This window comes from Proteus hauseri (genome assembly GCF_004116975.1).
Classification (GTDB): domain Bacteria; phylum Pseudomonadota; class Gammaproteobacteria; order Enterobacterales; family Enterobacteriaceae; genus Proteus; species Proteus hauseri.
This window is the reverse complement of the sequence record NZ_CP026364.1, coordinates 1852672-1870203: the sequence shown is the minus strand read 5'-3', so window position 1 is coordinate 1870203 and position 17532 is coordinate 1852672. Positions and strand designations below refer to the sequence as shown.

The following is a 17532-nucleotide window of genomic DNA, read 5'->3' as shown; positions in this document are numbered from 1 at the left end:
GCCTTCTCTCTTATTGGTTATGAGAGCTGCTACGACGACGAGGAGTACCTTCGTTGCTACGGCTACGGAAGTTTCCACGCTCACCACCACGTTCACTACTGCTGCGTTCACTGCTGTTAGCACGATCAGCATTACCACGACGTTGTGGTTGTTCAGCATTACTGCTAAAACGACGACCACCTTGTGGCTGACCTTCACGACGGCTGCCGCTATTGCTGCTGCCACCACCACGACGTTCGCGGTAAGGTTGTGCATCACCCACTAATTGCATATTCAGTGGTTTGTTCATGATACGCGTGCGAGTAAAGTGACTTAATAAGTCTGTTGGCATACCTTTTGGTAACTCGATAGTTGAGTGAGAACCAAATAATTTGATATTACCAATATAACGGCTGCTGATATCACCTTCGTTAGCAATTGCACCAACGATATGACGAACTTCAACACCGTCATCGCGACCTACTTCAATGCGGTATAAATCCATTTCACCTGCTTCGCGACGTTCGCGACGAGGTGAACGCTCACGGTCGTTATCACCACGACGACGATCATCACCACGACGATCATCACGATCATTAAATTCGCGGCGTGGGCGACGAACTGGATCTGGTGGAAGAATAAGCGCGCGCTCACCTTGTGCCATTTTCAGTAATACAGCGGCTAATGTTTCCATATCTAACGCTTCTTCACCCGCTGGCGCTAATTTTGGTAACAGAGCACGGTACTGATCCAGATTGCTTGTTTCTAATTGTTGAGTAATTTGTTGTGCAAATTTTTCTTGACGGCGTTGGCTGATGAGCTCTGCATTTGGCAGTTCAACTTCAGGGATTGTCATCTTCATTGTGCGTTCGATATTACGCAGTAAACGGCGTTCACGGTTATCAACAAATAAAATTGCACGACCCGCACGACCCGCACGACCAGTACGACCAATACGGTGAACATAAGATTCTGAATCCATAGGGATATCATAGTTCACAACAAGGCTAATACGGTCAACGTCAAGACCACGAGCAGCAACATCTGTTGCGATCAAGATATCTAAACGACCATTTTTCAAACGCTCTAATGTTTGTTCACGTAATGATTGGTTCATGTCGCCATTTAATGCCGCACTGTTATAACCGTTACGCTCTAACGCTTCAGCAACTTCTAATGTTGCGTTTTTAGTACGAACGAAAATAATTGCTGCATCAAAATCTTCCGCTTCAAGGAAACGAATTAGCGCTTCATTTTTACGTGCGCCAAATGTCATCCAATAGCTTTGGCTGATATCTGGACGAGTTGTTACGCTGCTTTGAATGCGAACTTCTTTAGGATCATTCATAAAACGGCGTGTAATACGACGAATTGCTTCTGGCATTGTTGCAGAGAACAGTGCTGTTTGGTGTTCTGCTGGGATTTTACTTAAGATATTTTCAACATCTTCGATAAAGCCCATGCGTAACATTTCATCAGCTTCATCCAGTACTAAACCTTTCAGTTTGGATAAATCTAAAGTGCCACGATTTAAGTGGTCTAACAGACGTCCTGGAGTACCAACAACAACTTGTGGCCCTTGGCGTAATGCACGTAATTGCACGTCATAACGTTGACCACCATAAAGTGCAACAACATTCACTTTTGGTAAATGTTTAGCGAAATCTTCAATAGCTTCAGCAACCTGTACTGCAAGTTCACGGGTTGGTGCTAATACTAAAATTTGTGGTGCTTTTAATGATTCATCAAGATTGTGTAATAGTGGCAGGCTAAATGCAGCGGTTTTACCACTACCGGTCTGTGCCATACCTAAAACGTCATTGCCGTTTAAAAGAGAAGGAATACATTGTTGCTGAATTGGAGAAGGCTTTTCATAGCCTAAGTCATTCAGTGCAGTCAAAATAGGTGCTGATAAACCTAGATCAGCAAAAGTCATATCGGTTTCAGTAGTCATTGTCACTGTGCCTCATTCATTATGGCAGCCAGTTGACATAACATACCGCATGGTTTGTCGGTCTTTATCATCTAAAATGTGAACTGGCTCAAATTATATTATTAAACGAACAAACAAGCCCTCATCCTTCATAGATGATGGCTTTCAAACTGATCAGAGAAATGTTCGTCAGCTATTGCTGGTCCGATTCCGCTAGGTCTTCTTGTTGGCCTAACAGCGCTAATTCCAACAATGCATAGCGGTGCTCAACAAAGTTATGTGCGTTGTTGGCAACCGTCAGCTTGAATAACGCTTGTGCGCTATCCATGTCCCCCAGACTTAGGTAATACTTACCTAAATAGAAGTTAGTTTCACTGAGATGCTCAGCGAGCGAAGTGTTATCGGTTGAAACTTCACCTAGTTTTGCCATCAATGTTTTTTCATTGATATCACCTAAGTAAAATTCAACTATATTCCATCCCCATTGCCCCGTTTTATTCGCCTGCTGGTATCGCTGTTTCAGCTGTTGTTTAGCTGAATCAGTGTTTATCTCTTTTTCAACAAGATATAACCAAAGCGAGCGAATGGGGTCATTTGGATCGACCTGATAAAACGCCTGCAGATCATCCTGCGCCAATTTCAATCGGCCACCGTAGTATAAAGCGATACCACGATTAAAACGCGCATTATTGTAAGTTGGATCAAGCTCTAAAACAGAATCAAACGCTTCGTATGCAGCATCATAATTTGCTGCTTGCGTAAAATAGATACCTAGAAAATTAAATATTTCTAGCATATCGGGTCTCATTGATAGCGCCATTGAAAAATCATTACGCGCTAGTGCTCTTAAACCGAGACTATCATACAGCACACCACGCTCATATAAAAGCTGTGCGTATTCATCTTCGGTTAATGAGCGGCTCGCAAGGATCTGTTCTATACGAGCCAATATCACTTCTTGTTGTAAAGAAGGCTGTAGTGGAGTAGCAAAAACTGCATTCTGACGCCATTCTGGGCTAGTGCTGCATCCTGAAATAAAGACGAAAGCAGCAATAGAACAACCGCGCAGAAATGTTTTCATTTCCAACTCCCAAAGTCAGACTCTTTCAACAAAAAGCATTCAATGACGTCCTATTTGTCAGTAATAATAAATCCCTACCGATACCTATGTCTAGATACCGGTAGTAGAATATCATTAATTAGCAGATTCTTCAGATGAAGTTTCTGTTGCTTCCTGCTGATTTGCTTGTGCTTCTTTCATGCTCAAGCGAATGCGGCCTTGACGGTCAATTTCCAGTACTTTAACAGGAACTTCTTGTCCCATTGTTAAATAATCACTGACTTTCTCAACACGCTTATCTGCGATTTGAGAAATATGAACCAAACCTTCTTTGCCGCCACCGATAGCAACGAATGCACCGAAGTCAACAATACGGGTTACTTTACCATTATAGATACGATTTACTTCTACTTCCGCAGTGATTTCTTCGATACGAGCAATTGCCAGTTTCGCTTGGTCACCGCTAGTTGCAGCAATTTTCACAGTACCGTCATCTTCGATTTCGATAGTTGTACCTGTTTCTTCGGTTAACGCACGAATAACAGAACCACCTTTACCGATAACGTCTTTGATCTTGTCTGGACTGATCTTGATGGTATGAATGCGTGGTGCAAACTCAGAAATATCAGCACGAGGTTGGCTAATGGCTTCTTCCATAACACCTAAAATATGTAGGCGAGCGCTTTTCGCTTGGTTTAGCGCAACTTGCATAATTTCGCGAGTGATACCTTCGATTTTGATATCCATTTGTAATGCGCTGACACCGTTACGGCTACCCGCAACTTTAAAGTCCATATCGCCTAAATGGTCTTCATCACCAAGAATATCTGAAAGAACAACGAAGTTTTCGCCTTCTTTAACAAGACCCATCGCAATACCTGCAACAGATTCTTTAATTGGTACACCTGCGTCCATCAGTGCTAAAGAAGCACCACAAACAGAAGCCATTGAAGATGAACCATTTGATTCTGTGATTTCTGAAACCACACGAACGGTATATGGGAATTCTTCAAGTGTTGGCATTACTGCTAATACACCACGTTTCGCTAAACGGCCATGACCGATTTCACGACGTTTTGGTGAACCCATCATACCTGTTTCACCAACTGAGTATGGAGGGAAATTATAGTGCAGTAAGAATGAATCTGTGTGTTCACCCATAATATCATCGATATTTTGAGCATCACGCGTTGTACCTAATGTAGCAGTAACCAGCGCCTGAGTTTCACCACGAGTAAATAGTGCTGAACCATGAGTACGTGGTAATAAACCAGTGCGAATATCTAACGCACGTACCATGTCTTTTTCGCGACCATCAATACGTGGCTCGCCAGCTAATACACGAGCGCGAACAATGTTTTTCTCTAAGCTAGAGAAAATATCATTGATTTCGCCTTCGTCTAATGTTTCGTCTTCAGCTAATAAAGTCGTTACTACTTCATCGCGGATAGCATCGATTTGCTCATAACGTTCTTGTTTTTCAGTAATACGGTAAGCATCACCAATACGTGCTTGAGCAATTTGTGCAATACGGTCATGTAAAGGTTGATTAACGGTTTCTGGTGCCCAGTCCCATTTCTCTTTACCCACTTCTGCAACTAATGCATTAATATTTTCAATCACAACTTGTTGTTGATCATGACCAAATACTACCGCACCTAACATTTCTTCTTCTGATAATAAATCAGCTTCTGATTCTACCATTAGTACCGCACCCGCAGTACCTGCAACCACTAAGTCTAATTTACTGACTTTCAGCTCATCAACAGTTGGGTTCAGAACATATTGGCCATCGATAAAGCCAACACGTGCACCACCAATAGGGCCATTAAATGGCACACCTGACAGTGCTAAAACCGCAGAAGCACCAATCATTGCAACGATATCTGGGTTAACTTGTGGGTTAACAGAAACAACAGTAGCAACGATTTGAACTTCGTTTAAGAAGCCTTCTGGAAATAATGGGCGTAAAGGACGGTCAATTAAACGTGCAATTAACGTTTCGCCTTCACCAGGACGACCTTCACGACGGAAGAAGCTACCTGGGATACGGCCAGCAGCGTATGAACGCTCTTGATAGTTAACCGTTAATGGGAAGAAATCTTGACCCGCTTTAACTTTTTTCTTGGCAACAACAGTAACAAAAACAGCGGTGCCGTCCATGTCTACCATTACAGCTGCCGTTGCTTGACGAGCCATCATGCCCGTTTCAAGCGTTACGGTATGTTGACCGTATTGAAATTTACGAACTGTAGGATTCAGCAAAATAATATCCTTTATCTTATTGTCGCCACATGTTTAGCGACGATGAATGATTTTTTCTCCGCTACGTCCCCTCGCGACTAATGAAAATATTTTCCACATTGTATTAAAATATTTTCATTAGCCGCGCGAATTGTCGTAACTAGAGAATCTAAATAACAATCACCACATTAAAACATAACGACTAGTATTAAAAATAGCACGTTCTAGTAGAAAAGGGGCCAACAGGCCCCTTTCCACTGAAACTCGCTTAATTAGCGGCGCAGACCTAAACGTTCGATCAGTGCAGAATAACGAGCAACATCTTTACGTTTCAGGTAGTCCAGCAGATTACGACGGCTAGAAACTTTACGCAGCAGACCACGACGGCTGTGGTGATCTTTTTTATGCTCTGAAAAGTGACCTTGCAGGTGGTTGATTTCTGCTGTCAGCAGTGCAATCTGAACTTCGCTAGAGCCGGTATCGTTAAGACCACGACCGAATTCAGCAACGATTTTTGCTTTCGCTTCAGTACTTAGAGACATAATAAACTCCAAAATGATATAAAATATTTAGATAGCCAATCTCTAATTCAGCTACCCAACTCAGCCACCTAAACAGATAGCCGCATTATTCTACGCTGCAAACACAGTTTGCGCAAGAATTGCTATTAAGTGTTATCAGTTGTGTTGTATTCAACAACCACTCTTTTAGGTGCAACCAGTCCATCTCTGATAATAGCTAAACCAATAAATTTTTCTTCATCACCTTCAGTGACTCTAAGTAATTCACCTTCAGCAATATCATGGTTAACTCTAACAGGTTGACCTAATTTTAAGTATCCCGCAATAACCGTGGATAAGTTAACAACTGGGAAATGAGCAACAGCGGTATCCATTGGTAATAATAACGCATCAAGTCGAGAGAACGGCTCGTCTTCCATTGATTGTGCTTCTTCAATCAATTCTCTCAATTGCTCAAGTGTTACCATACGTTCTTTAGGATAATCAGCAACTTCTAATCGACGTAAAAAAATAACATGTGCTCCACACTGTAATTTCTCACCAAGATCATCGATTATCGTACGAATATAAGTTCCTTTAGAGCAGTGAATTTCAAGCTCTAACTCGTCATTTTCCCAACGTATAAATTGTAGTTCATAAACAGTAATAGGTCGCGCTTCACGTTCAATTTCAATGCCTTGTCTTGCATACTCATACAAGGGTTTACCTTGATGTTTTAATGCAGAGTACATTGAAGGCACTTGTAACGTTTCGCCCCGAAAGCTATCTAATGCAATATCCAATGCTTGTTGTGTGAACTCAATTGGACGTTCTTGGATAATTTCGCCATGTGCATCAGAAGTATCCGTTCGTTGCCCTAAACGCGCAATAACACGGTAACGCTTATCTGAATCCAACAAAAACTGAGAAAATTTAGTTGCTTCACCTAAGCAAATAGGTAGCATTCCTGTTGCTAAAGGATCCAGTGCCCCCGTATGTCCTGCTTTACTTGCATTGAACATACGGCGGACTTTTTGGAGCGCATCGTTAGAGGAAATATCTTGGGGTTTATCGAGTAACAAGACACCGTTAATCTCACGCCCCTTACGACGACGCGCCATTACTCTTCCTCTTTATGACGACGTTTTTCATCATCCTTAACCACATTAGTTACAAGGTTAGACATACGCATACCTTCAACTAATGAGTTGTCATAAGAAAATGTCAGCTCAGGCACAACACGTAAGCGCATCGCTTTACCCAGTAATGAACGAATAAAACCCGCAGCTTCATTTAATGCTTTTAAGCCATTAGCAACCATTTCTTCTTCGCTTTCTTCACCACCAGATAGATTAAAGAAAGTCACGAAAACTTTGGCGTAAGCCAAATCACGTGAAATTTCAACACCTGATACAGTAGCCATTCCAATACGAGGATCTTTGACTTCACGCTGTAAGATGATTGCGATTTCTTTTTGCATTTCCTGAGAAACACGTTGAGCACGGCTAAAATCTCTTGCCATTTTATCTCTCCCTGGCAATGCAGCATTTTCTCTGATTGCCACTATTGATTCTGATTCAAAAATAGATAACTTCTAAAGAGTATACATGATGTGGCGTCTTACGACTGCTTTCTGCTCATATACACTTTAGAAATAAACATTTTTCTTCGTTGCTATTTTACCCTGTTCTCTTGCTTTCATAAATTACTGAAAGCCAATCTATTTCGGTTATATTGAAAAATAAAGGAGAAAAATAAGCGAGGATAAACAGAGCAAAGAAGGGAATAAGAAGGGAGCTATTAAGCTCCCTTTTAAAGCAAGACGTACTAAATTAAGCAATAGAACGTTTGATTTCGATAACTTGGAACACTTCAATCATGTCGCCAACACGGACATCGTTGTAGTTTTTCACACCGATACCACATTCCATACCATTACGAACTTCGTTAACGTCATCTTTAAAGCGACGTAATGACTCAAGCTCGCCTTCGTAGATAACCACGTTATCACGTAGAACACGGATTGGGTTGTTACGTTTGATGTTACCTTCAACCACCATACAGCCTGCAACTGCGCCGAATTTAGGTGATTTAAACACATCACGGACTTCTGCAAGACCCATGATTTCTTGTTTGTATTCCGGTGCTAACATACCGCTCATGGCCAGTTTGATTTCATCAATCAGGCTATAGATAACGGAGTAGTAACGTAAATCAACACTTTCTTGTTCAATGATACGACGCGCTGATGCATCTGCACGCACGTTAAAGCCAAGAATAATTGCTTCAGAAGCTGCAGCTAAAGTTGCATCTGTTTCAGTGATACCACCGACACCAGAACCAATGATTCTCAGTTTCACTTCATCGGTAGACAGTTTAACTAATGCATCAGTAATTGCTTCACAAGTACCTTGAACGTCAGTTTTCAGTACGATGTTCAGTTCAGAAACTTTACCTTCTTCCATGTTAGCAAACATGTTTTCCAGTTTAGATTTCTGTTGACGAGCAAGTTTCACTTCACGGAATTTGCCTTGACGATACAGTGCAACTTCACGCGCTTTCTTCTCGTCACGAACAACTGTCGCTTCATCACCAGCAGAAGGAACATTAGACAGACCTAAGATCTCAACTGGCATTGAAGGGCCTGCAGACTGAACTTCTTGGCCTAGCTCGTTACGCATTGCGCGAATACGACCGTATTCAAAGCCACACAGAACGATATCACCTTTATTCAGTGTACCTTCACGCACAAGAATAGTTGCAACTGGACCACGACCTTTATCAAGGTAAGATTCAATAACAACACCACTTGCCATGCCTTCTTTCACTGCTTTCAGTTCAAGAACTTCCGCTTGCAATAAGATTGCATCCAGTAATTCATCGATACCAAGGCCTTGTTTTGCAGATACATGCATAAACTGAGTCTCACCACCCCAATCTTCTGACAAAATGCCATATTGAGATAGCTCAGTTTTAACGCGATCTGGGTCTGCTTCGTGTTTATCGATTTTATTCACAGCCACAACAACAGGTACGTTAGCCGCTTTAGCATGCTGAATTGCTTCGATAGTTTGAGGCATTACGCCATCATCCGCAGCAACAACGAGAACAACGATATCTGTTACCTGAGCACCACGAGCACGCATTGAAGTAAACGCGGCGTGACCTGGGGTATCAAGGAACGTAATTTCGCCTTTATCAGTCTTAACGTGGTAAGCACCAATGTGCTGAGTAATACCACCCGCTTCGCCTGATGCAACTTTCGTTGAACGAATATAGTCAAGTAATGATGTTTTACCGTGGTCAACGTGACCCATGATAGTAACAACTGGCGCACGAGAAACCTCGCTTTCTTCACCAGTATCACGGTCATTCATAACTTGTTCTTCTAACTCGTTTTCACGACGTAAAATAACTTTATGACCCATTTCTTCAGCAACTAGCTGTGCCGTTTCTTGGTCTAAAACCTGATTAATGGTTGCCATTGCGCCCATTTTCATCATGGTTTTAATAACTTCAGAACCTTTTACAGCCATTTTGTTTGCTAGTTCAGCAACCGAAATGGTTTCACCGATGATAACATCACGGTTGACTGCAACAGCAGGTTTGTTAAAGCCTTGCTGTAAAGTGCTGCTCTTACGTTTGCCTTTCTTGTTAGAACGACCCGCTGCACGTGCTTCTTCACGATCAGCTTTTTCAGAGTGGCGGTTATTTTTCTTAGCACGAGGTGCTTTAGCAGTACGACCGCGACGGCGATCACCTTCTACTTCTGCATCGCTTTCATCTTCTGCATCACGAGCATAACGAGATGTAGTTACATGATAGTCCGCGCTTTCTGTTTCAGGAGCTTTAGGTTCAGCAGTCCATTTTTCAGCGTTTTCTTCAGCTAAGCGGCGTGCTTTTTCTGCTGCAGCGCGCGTCTCTTCTTCAACTTTAAGGCGCTGTGCTTCTTCTGTTTTACGTTTCAGTTCAGCCAGTTCAGCATTGCGACGTGCTTTATCCTGATCTGCTACATCAGCTTTTGGTTTATCGTTTTGTTTCACTTTATTTTTTTCCGCTGCTTCGCGCTTAGCTAATTCCGCTGCTTCACGTTTTGCTTCTTCAGCTTCACGTTTCGCTTTTTCTTCGGCCTGTTTCTTGGCCTCTTGTGCTTCACGTTTTGCTTTTTCTTCAGCTGCGCGCTGTGCTTTTTCTTGTGCTTCGCGCTGTGCTTTCTCTTCTACTTCGCGATGCGCCTTTTCTTCCGCTTCACGCAGCGCCTGCTCTTCCGCTTGTGATTTTTCAATTACATCACGGTTCACATAAGTGCGTTTTTTGCGGACTTCGATGGCTACTGATTTACTTTTGCCACCTGTACCAGGAACACTTAACGTACTACGAACTTTACGTTGCAGTGTCAATTTACTTGGCTGGCCAGTTGATACGTCTGTATCACGGTTCAACCAAGCCAGCAAGGTCTCTTTCTCTTTTTGGGAGACAGAATCAGAGACGGTCTTCTTAATACCGGCATCAGCAAACTGCTGTACCAAACGTTCAACCGGTGTCTGAATTTCTTCTGCCAGTGATTTTACTGTTTCATCTGTCATTCTGTTCCTTCCTGCTCAGTTATTATGCATCATTCCCAAACCAGCAGATATTACGTGCGGCCATAATGAGTTCGCCTGCGCGCTCACTATTTAAACCTTCAATATCAGTTAGGTCGTCGATACCCTGTTCGGCAAGATCTTCCAGTGTGCAGATACCACGGGCAGCTAGATCAAATGCTAAAGAGCGCTCCAAGCCTTCAAGGGCTAATAAGTCCTCAGCTGGCTGGTTATCGCCTAGGCTTTCTTTTTGAGCTAATTCAATTGTCGTTAATGCAGCTTTGGCTCTTTCACGTAGAGCTTCGATAGTTTCTTCATCTAAACCATCTATTGCTAACAATTCGTCAATTGGCACATAAACTAACTCTTCAAGGGTAGAGAAACCTTCTTCAACCAAGACGGTTGCGAAGTCTTCATCAATGTCGAGATGCTTAGTAAATATTTCAATGGCTGCGTTTGCTTCCGCCTGATGCTTAGCATTCAGGTCATCAGCAGTCATGACGTTTAATTCCCACTTGTCATCACCGCGATGTTTTTTCAGTAATTGAGCAGCAAGACGAACGTTTTGACCGTTACGGCCTATCGCTTGAGCTAAATTACTACTTTCAACTGCCACATCCATTGTGCATTTGTCTTCATCGACAACAATAGAAGCAACATCTGCCGGAGCCATTGCGTTAATAACGAATTGTGCAGGATTATCATCCCACAGAACAATGTCAATTCGTTCGCCGCCCAGTTCACTGGAAACAGCTTGTACACGCGCACCACGCATACCAACACATGCACCGACTGGGTCGATACGTTTATCGTTGGTTTTTACTGCGATTTTGGCACGAGATCCTGGATCACGAGCGGCTGCTTTAATCTCAATGATTTCTTCGCCAATTTCTGGCACTTCAATGCGGAATAATTCAACCAGCATTTCAGGGCGAGAACGAGTAACGAAAAGCTGTGCGCCACGTGTTTCAGTACGTACATCGTATAACACACCACGTAGACGGTCACCAGGACGGAAGTTTTCACGTGGAAGCATATCTTCACGTAGAATAACGGCTTCCGCGTTGTTTCCTAAATCTAGGGTAATGTTATCACGGTTCACTTTCTTCACAACACCTGTGATAATTTCGCCTAAGTGTTCGCGGAATTGATCAACAACCATTGCTCGTTCAGCTTCACGTACTTTTTGTACGATAACTTGTTTAGCCGTTTGTGTTGTGATTCGGTCGAAAGTAACAGATTCAATTTGATCTTCAATGAAGCCACCTAATTCAATTTCAGGTTCTTCATATTGTGCAGCTTCAAATGTAATTTCGCGGGTAGGCTGAGTCACTTCCTCAACCACAAGCCAACGGCGGAATGTATCAAAATCCCCCGTTTTACGATCAATGCACACACGCACATCAATCTCTTGTTCATATTTTTTCTTAGTTGCTGTCGCCAGTGCGGTTTCCAGTGCTTCAAAAATCTTTTCACGAGGAAGAGATTTTTCGTTAGAGACCGCTTCCACAACAGCCAGAATCTCTTTGTTCATCCTAGTTGCCTCTTCAAAACTTAAAAGTGGGGTACCAGGTTAGCTTTCTGGATGTTGCTCAGTGCGAACACTTCGTCTTTACCATCCACAGTAACCGTGATCATTTCGCCGGCGACAGATTTAATAATGCCCTGCCATTTGCGGCGGTTTTGCATTGCAATTCGTAATACAACGGCGACTTCTTCACCGATAAATTGCTCATAATGCGTTGTAGTGAATAAAGGTCTTTCTAAACCAGGAGATGAAATCTCAAGGTTATAAACGGTTTGGATCGGATCTTCGACATCCAACACAGCACTGACCTGGTGGCTGACATCAGCACAATCATCAACAGTGATACCATCTTCACTATCAATATAGATACGCAATGTTGATTCTCGGCCACGAATAAACTCAAGACCAACAAATTCGAAGCCTAATGCTTCTACTGGTGCTGAAACCATCGCTGTTAATTTTTGCTCTAATGTGGACAAACCCACCCCCAAGGCATAAAAAAAGGGCCTATAGCCCAGTATTCTATTCTCTGATAACAAAAAACCCCGAAATTCGGGGCTTTATGCAACTGGACCCTGTAAATTGCCATTCGAGAATAACCTCTTCTTACGGCACATTCCACTCAGGATCATAATCGATTTACAAGATGATTAATGAGAAAAGTGCTGTATTGTTAGAAGTGGTTGCGGGGGCCGGATTTGAACCGACGACCTTCGGGTTATGAGCCCGACGAGCTACCAAACTGCTCCACCCCGCGTTCGAAAAACGTGGCAAATTTTACGCTGATAACAAGCAAAACGCAAGTTATCTGGAATAATGGTGCCGAGAACGGGACTTGAACCCGTACGCCCGTTTTGTAGGCACTACCACCTCAAGGTAGCGTGTATACCAATTTCACCACCTCGGCACTTGAATGAGACTGTTATTTATAACTCAAAACCTAACAATCTCACTTTAAACTTTACTTAGATTACTGCGGAATATCTGTTTTTGCTGGCGCTACAGGCTGGGCTGATTGTTCAGCTTTCTTTGCTTCTTCTGCAGTCTGCTCGATAGACATCCACTTACTGTCTTCACGTACAGTTTTATTGGCACTTAAATTACCTAAAATTAGGCAAAGTACAATAAACACTGTTGCTAAAACAGCGGTCATACGGGTCATGAAATTAGCTGAGCCGCTTGAACCAAATACTGTACCGGAAGCACCTGCACCAAAAGAAGCGCCCATATCAGCACCTTTACCCTGCTGTAACAGGATCAGGCCAACCAGCCCTGTTGCTGCAATGATAAGAATAACAATGAGTGCTGTATACATTTGCGTTACCTATTCTATGGAACTTATCGCCTCGGCGATAACCTTCGATTGCTTCACCCGCTCTAGCTAAACGACCTTACTAAGCGGGTGTGAATACTAACCAAAGCTGAACTGACAAGCAAGGTTATTTTTCTATAAAGTGATTGATTGAAGAAAAAAACAGCAATTAACCAACGTGTTTTACTGCATCAGCAATACGGTTTGCCATTGCTGTGACTTGCTCTTCATTTTCGCCTTCAACCATCACACGAATTAATGGTTCAGTGCCCGATTTACGTAATAGAACACGACCTTTACCTGCAAGCTCTTCTTCAACTGCCTTAGCGATACTTTGAACTTCAGGTGTTTGTAGTGGATCATGACTACCCGTAAAGCGAACATTAACCAATATTTGAGGTAATAACTTCATGCCGCTGCATAAATCATGCAGGCTCATATGATTACGTACCATTGCACTAAGCACTTGTAACCCAGCAACAATACCATCACCTGTTGTTGTTTTATCAAGTAAAATAATATGGCCTGAGTTTTCAGCACCTAAACGCCAACCTTTTTCTTGCAGTTTTTCAAGAACATAGCGGTCACCTACTTTAGCTCGAACAAAAGGGATACCCAATTGTTTTAGTGCTATCTCTAATCCCATATTACTCATCAGTGTGCCCACTGCGCCACCGCGCAATTGCCCCTGACGTAACGCTTCTCTTGCAATAATATAGAGAATTTGGTCGCCATCCACCTTCAATCCTCGATGGTCTACCATAATAATTCGGTCACCATCACCGTCGAAAGCTAAGCCAACATCAGCACCTTCTTCCACTACTCTTTTTTGTAGCATACGAACATCTGTTGCACCACATTCATCATTAATATTAATACCTGTTGGATCGCATCCAATAGTAATGACTTCAGCACCTAGCTCACGAAAAACATTCGGCGCGATGTGGTATGTAGCACCATGAGCACAATCAACAACAACTTTTAACCCATTAAGGTTATTTTCACTTGGAAACGTTCCTTTACAGAATTCAATATAACGCCCCGCCGCATCAACAATACGATTGGCTCTACCTAATTCAGCAGACTCTACACAAGTAATTGGTTTTTCCATTTCAGCTTCAATGGCTTCTTCTACTTCGTCAGGGAGTTTTGTACCATCGATAGAGAAGAATTTAATCCCATTATCATAATAAGGATTATGAGAAGCTGAAATCACGATACCCGCTTCAGCACGGAAAGTCCGTGTAAGATAAGCTACAGCAGGTGTTGGCATTGGCCCTGTAAATGATGCAGATAATCCCGCTGCGGCCAGACCTGCTTCTAATGCAGATTCCAACATATAACCCGAAATACGTGTATCTTTACCGATAATGATTTTACGAGAACCATGACGAGCTAATACTTTACCCGCAGCCCAGCCTAATTTTAAAACAAAATCAGGAGTAATTGGGCTATCTCCTACTTTTCCACGGATACCATCTGTTCCAAAGTATTTACGTTCGCTCATTCATTATTTTCCTTTGCAGAAAGAGTCGCTTGCACGACTTTCATCGCATCAACGGTCTCTTTAACATCGTGTACACGAATAATCTGTGCGCCTTGCATTGCCGCAATAACAGCGCAAGCAACACTACCAGCAACACGCTCTTGTGGTGGAACATTTAATAGTTGTCCAACCATAGATTTGCGTGACATTCCGGCGAGTATGGGTAAACCAAAGTGATGAAATTCACTTAAGTGTGCTAATAACTGATAATTATGCGCTAAATTTTTACCAAAGCCGAATCCTGGATCAAGAATAATTTGATTTTTTTCAATCCCAGCATCAATACAACGTTGGATATTTTCCTCAAGAAAACGACTAACATCCATCACCACATTCTTATAATGTGGCGCTTGTTGCATTGTTTTAGGGTCACCTTGCATATGCATGATGCAAACGGGTAATCCCGTTTTAGCGGCAGCTTCCAATGCTCCAGGTTCTTGCAATGAGCGAATATCATTAATGATAGCTGCACCCACTTTTGCTGATTCGGTAATAACTTGCGCTTTTGAAGTATCAACAGAAATCCAAACATCGAAACGTTGTCTTATTGCTTCAACAACAGGAACCACTCGATGTAGCTCTTCTTCAATGCTTACATCACTTGCGCCAGGTCTTGTTGATTCGCCACCAATATCAATAATCGTCGCGCCTTGTGCAATCATTTTTGCCGCATGATTGAGTGCATCATTAAGTGAGTTATGAGTACCCCCATCAGAAAAAGAGTCTGGGGTTACATTTAAAATACCCATCACTTGAGGTGTTGATAAACAAAGCTCTCTATCATTGGCAATTAATTTCATTATGTTGATACCTTTATAAAAAAACCCCAGAAGCCTGGGGTTTGTATTTTACAGCTTACTCATTTATCTCTTAAATAGGATTAGTGAGTATTGTTATCAGACGGTGTGTCACCATCCGATTTAGGTTCATTCGCAACATGTGATTGAGCTGGTTGTGCAGTTGTGGTGTTAGAACCACTGTTGCCATTACCATCCCAGCCAGCAGGTGGACGTACTTCACGACGATTCATTAAGTCATCAATTTGTGGTGCATCGATAGTTTCATAAACCATCAACGCATCTTTCATTGAATGCAGAATATCGATATTGTCCATCAGGATCTGACGAGCACGAACATAGTTACGGTCTACAATTGCTTTAATCTCTTCATCAATTGTACGTGCCGTGTCATCAGACATATGTTGTGCTTTAGCGACTGAACGACCTAAGAAGACTTCACCTTCTTCTTCCGCATACAGCAATGGCCCTAATTTTTCAGAGAAGCCCCACTGTGTCACCATGTTACGTGCAATGTTTGTCGCTACTTTAATATCGTTAGATGCACCTGTAGAAACATGTTCTGAACCATAGATAATTTCTTCAGCTAAACGACCACCATATAAAGTTGAAATCTGACTTTCTAACTTCTGGCGGCTTGCGCTGATTTGGTCACCTTCTGGTAAGAAGAATGTCACACCTAATGCACGCCCACGAGGAATAATCGTTACTTTATGCACAGGGTCATGTTCAGGGACTAAACGACCAATAATTGCGTGACCAGCTTCATGATAAGCCGTTGATGCTTTTTGTTCTTCGGTCATTACCATTGAACGACGCTCTGCACCCATCATGATCTTGTCTTTAGCTTTCTCAAACTCAACCATAGAAACAACACGTTTATTACCACGGGCAGCAAACAGTGCAGCTTCATTAACTAAGTTAGCTAAATCAGCACCAGAGAAACCAGGAGTACCACGCGCTAAAATCGCTGGATCAACATCTGGTGACAACGGTACACGACGCATGTGGACTTTCAGAATTTGTTCACGACCACGAACATCAGGTAAGCCAACAACAACTTGGCGGTCGAAACGACCTGGACGCAACAATGCTGGGTCTAAAACGTCAGGACGGTTAGTTGCCGCAATAACGATAATACCTTCATTACCTTCAAAACCATCCATTTCAACCAGCATTTGGTTTAGTGTTTGCTCACGTTCATCGTGACCACCACCTAAACCTGCACCACGTTGGCGACCTACAGCATCAATTTCATCAATAAAAATGATACAAGGTGCAGCTTTTTTCGCTTGTTCAAACATATCACGAACACGCGAAGCACCTACACCCACAAACATTTCAACAAAATCAGAACCAGATATAGTGAAGAATGGAACTTTAGCTTCACCTGCTATCGCTTTTGCTAATAATGTTTTACCTGTACCAGGAGGTCCTACCATTAAGATACCTTTAGGGATTTTACCCCCTAATTTTTGGAATCGACCCGGTTCACGTAGATATTCAACTAATTCACTCACTTCTTCTTTGGCTTCATCACAACCTGCAACATCTGCAAACGTTGTTTTGATTTGGTCTTCCGTTAGCATACGAGCTTTACTTTTACCGAAAGACATCGCACCTTTACCGCCACCACCTTGCATTTGGCGCATAAAGAAGATCCAAAGACCAATCAGTAATAGCATTGGGAACCAAGAAACAAAAATCTGAGTCAGTAGACTTTGACCTTCTAGTGGTTCACCCGTTACTTTTACATTACGGTTCATTAAAGTGGTCAGCAGGTTGTCATCACGCATAGGCATATACGTGCTGTACTTTGAGTTATCTGTTTTAGTTACATTAATATCATAACCACTTATGCTGACCTCGCGTAATTGGTTATTAGTTAACTCATTGATAAAGGTAGAGTAATCCACCTTACGACTATTCGAATCGCTGGGTCCGAAGCTCTGGAATAATGACATCAAAACGACTGCAATGACTAACCAGAGGATCAGGTTTTTCGCCATGTCACTCAAGGGATTAACCTCATATTACAACTGTGTTAACA

At 42.4% G+C, this 17532-nt stretch carries 13 protein-coding genes and 2 tRNA genes; all 15 read right to left on the bottom strand.

All coding sequences use genetic code 11. The features are described from left to right. Positions 1–10: 10 nt before the first annotated feature. Positions 11–1933, bottom strand: coding sequence for a DEAD/DEAH family ATP-dependent RNA helicase (locus PH4a_RS08570; RefSeq protein WP_129039152.1), 1923 nt, complete (start codon positions 1931–1933; stop codon positions 11–13). Positions 1934–2105: 172 nt separating this feature from the next. Then, entirely contained in the window at positions 2106–2993 is an 888-nt protein-coding gene (gene nlpI / locus PH4a_RS08565) for a lipoprotein NlpI (RefSeq protein ID WP_129039150.1), read from the bottom strand. Between the two features lie 114 nt (positions 2994–3107). Continuing rightward, a complete protein-coding gene (gene pnp, locus PH4a_RS08560) occupies positions 3108–5237 on the bottom strand; it encodes a polyribonucleotide nucleotidyltransferase (protein WP_064718639.1) in 2130 nt (709 codons plus the stop codon). A gap of 251 nt (positions 5238–5488) precedes the next feature. Then, a complete protein-coding gene (rpsO, locus tag PH4a_RS08555) occupies positions 5489–5758 on the bottom strand; it encodes a 30S ribosomal protein S15 (protein WP_064718637.1) in 270 nt (89 codons plus the stop codon). Between the two features lie 125 nt (positions 5759–5883). Beyond that, on the bottom strand, positions 5884–6837 hold the full coding sequence (truB, locus tag PH4a_RS08550) for a tRNA pseudouridine(55) synthase TruB (protein WP_129039148.1): 954 nt from the start codon (positions 6835–6837) through the stop codon (positions 5884–5886). Further along, a complete protein-coding gene (gene rbfA / locus PH4a_RS08545; RefSeq protein WP_064718635.1) occupies positions 6837–7238 on the bottom strand; it encodes a 30S ribosome-binding factor RbfA in 402 nt (133 codons plus the stop codon). Before rbfA ends, truB begins: the two co-directional genes overlap by 1 nt. 310 nt (positions 7239–7548) lie before the next feature. After that, the gene (infB, locus tag PH4a_RS08540) at positions 7549–10302 is read right to left on the bottom strand and encodes a translation initiation factor IF-2 (protein WP_129039146.1); all 2754 of its coding nucleotides are present in this window, start codon (positions 10300–10302) and stop codon (positions 7549–7551) included. A gap of 22 nt (positions 10303–10324) precedes the next feature. Continuing rightward, positions 10325–11833: a transcription termination factor NusA gene (gene nusA, locus PH4a_RS08535; RefSeq protein ID WP_064718633.1), complete on the bottom strand. Its 1509-nt coding sequence runs from the start codon at positions 11831–11833 to the stop codon at positions 10325–10327. A gap of 20 nt (positions 11834–11853) precedes the next feature. Then, positions 11854–12306: a ribosome maturation factor RimP gene (rimP, locus tag PH4a_RS08530; protein ID WP_064718632.1), complete on the bottom strand. Its 453-nt coding sequence runs from the start codon at positions 12304–12306 to the stop codon at positions 11854–11856. A gap of 201 nt (positions 12307–12507) precedes the next feature. Beyond that, positions 12508–12584, bottom strand: a tRNA-Met gene (locus tag PH4a_RS08525). 60 nt (positions 12585–12644) lie between these two features. Then, positions 12645–12734: transfer RNA gene (locus tag PH4a_RS08520), tRNA-Leu, on the bottom strand. A gap of 63 nt (positions 12735–12797) precedes the next feature. Beyond that, a complete protein-coding gene (gene secG, locus PH4a_RS08515; protein WP_129039144.1) occupies positions 12798–13142 on the bottom strand; it encodes a preprotein translocase subunit SecG in 345 nt (114 codons plus the stop codon). 166 nt (positions 13143–13308) lie between these two features. Continuing rightward, complete coding sequence (gene glmM / locus PH4a_RS08510; RefSeq protein WP_129039142.1) at positions 13309–14646, bottom strand: phosphoglucosamine mutase; 1338 nt, start codon at positions 14644–14646, stop codon at positions 13309–13311. Further along, complete coding sequence (gene folP, locus PH4a_RS08505; RefSeq protein ID WP_129039140.1) at positions 14643–15485, bottom strand: dihydropteroate synthase; 843 nt, start codon at positions 15483–15485, stop codon at positions 14643–14645. The genes glmM and folP overlap by 4 nt, the downstream gene beginning before the upstream one ends. A gap of 80 nt (positions 15486–15565) precedes the next feature. After that, a complete protein-coding gene (gene ftsH, locus PH4a_RS08500; RefSeq protein WP_129039138.1) occupies positions 15566–17500 on the bottom strand; it encodes an ATP-dependent zinc metalloprotease FtsH in 1935 nt (644 codons plus the stop codon). Positions 17501–17532 lie beyond the last annotated feature (32 nt).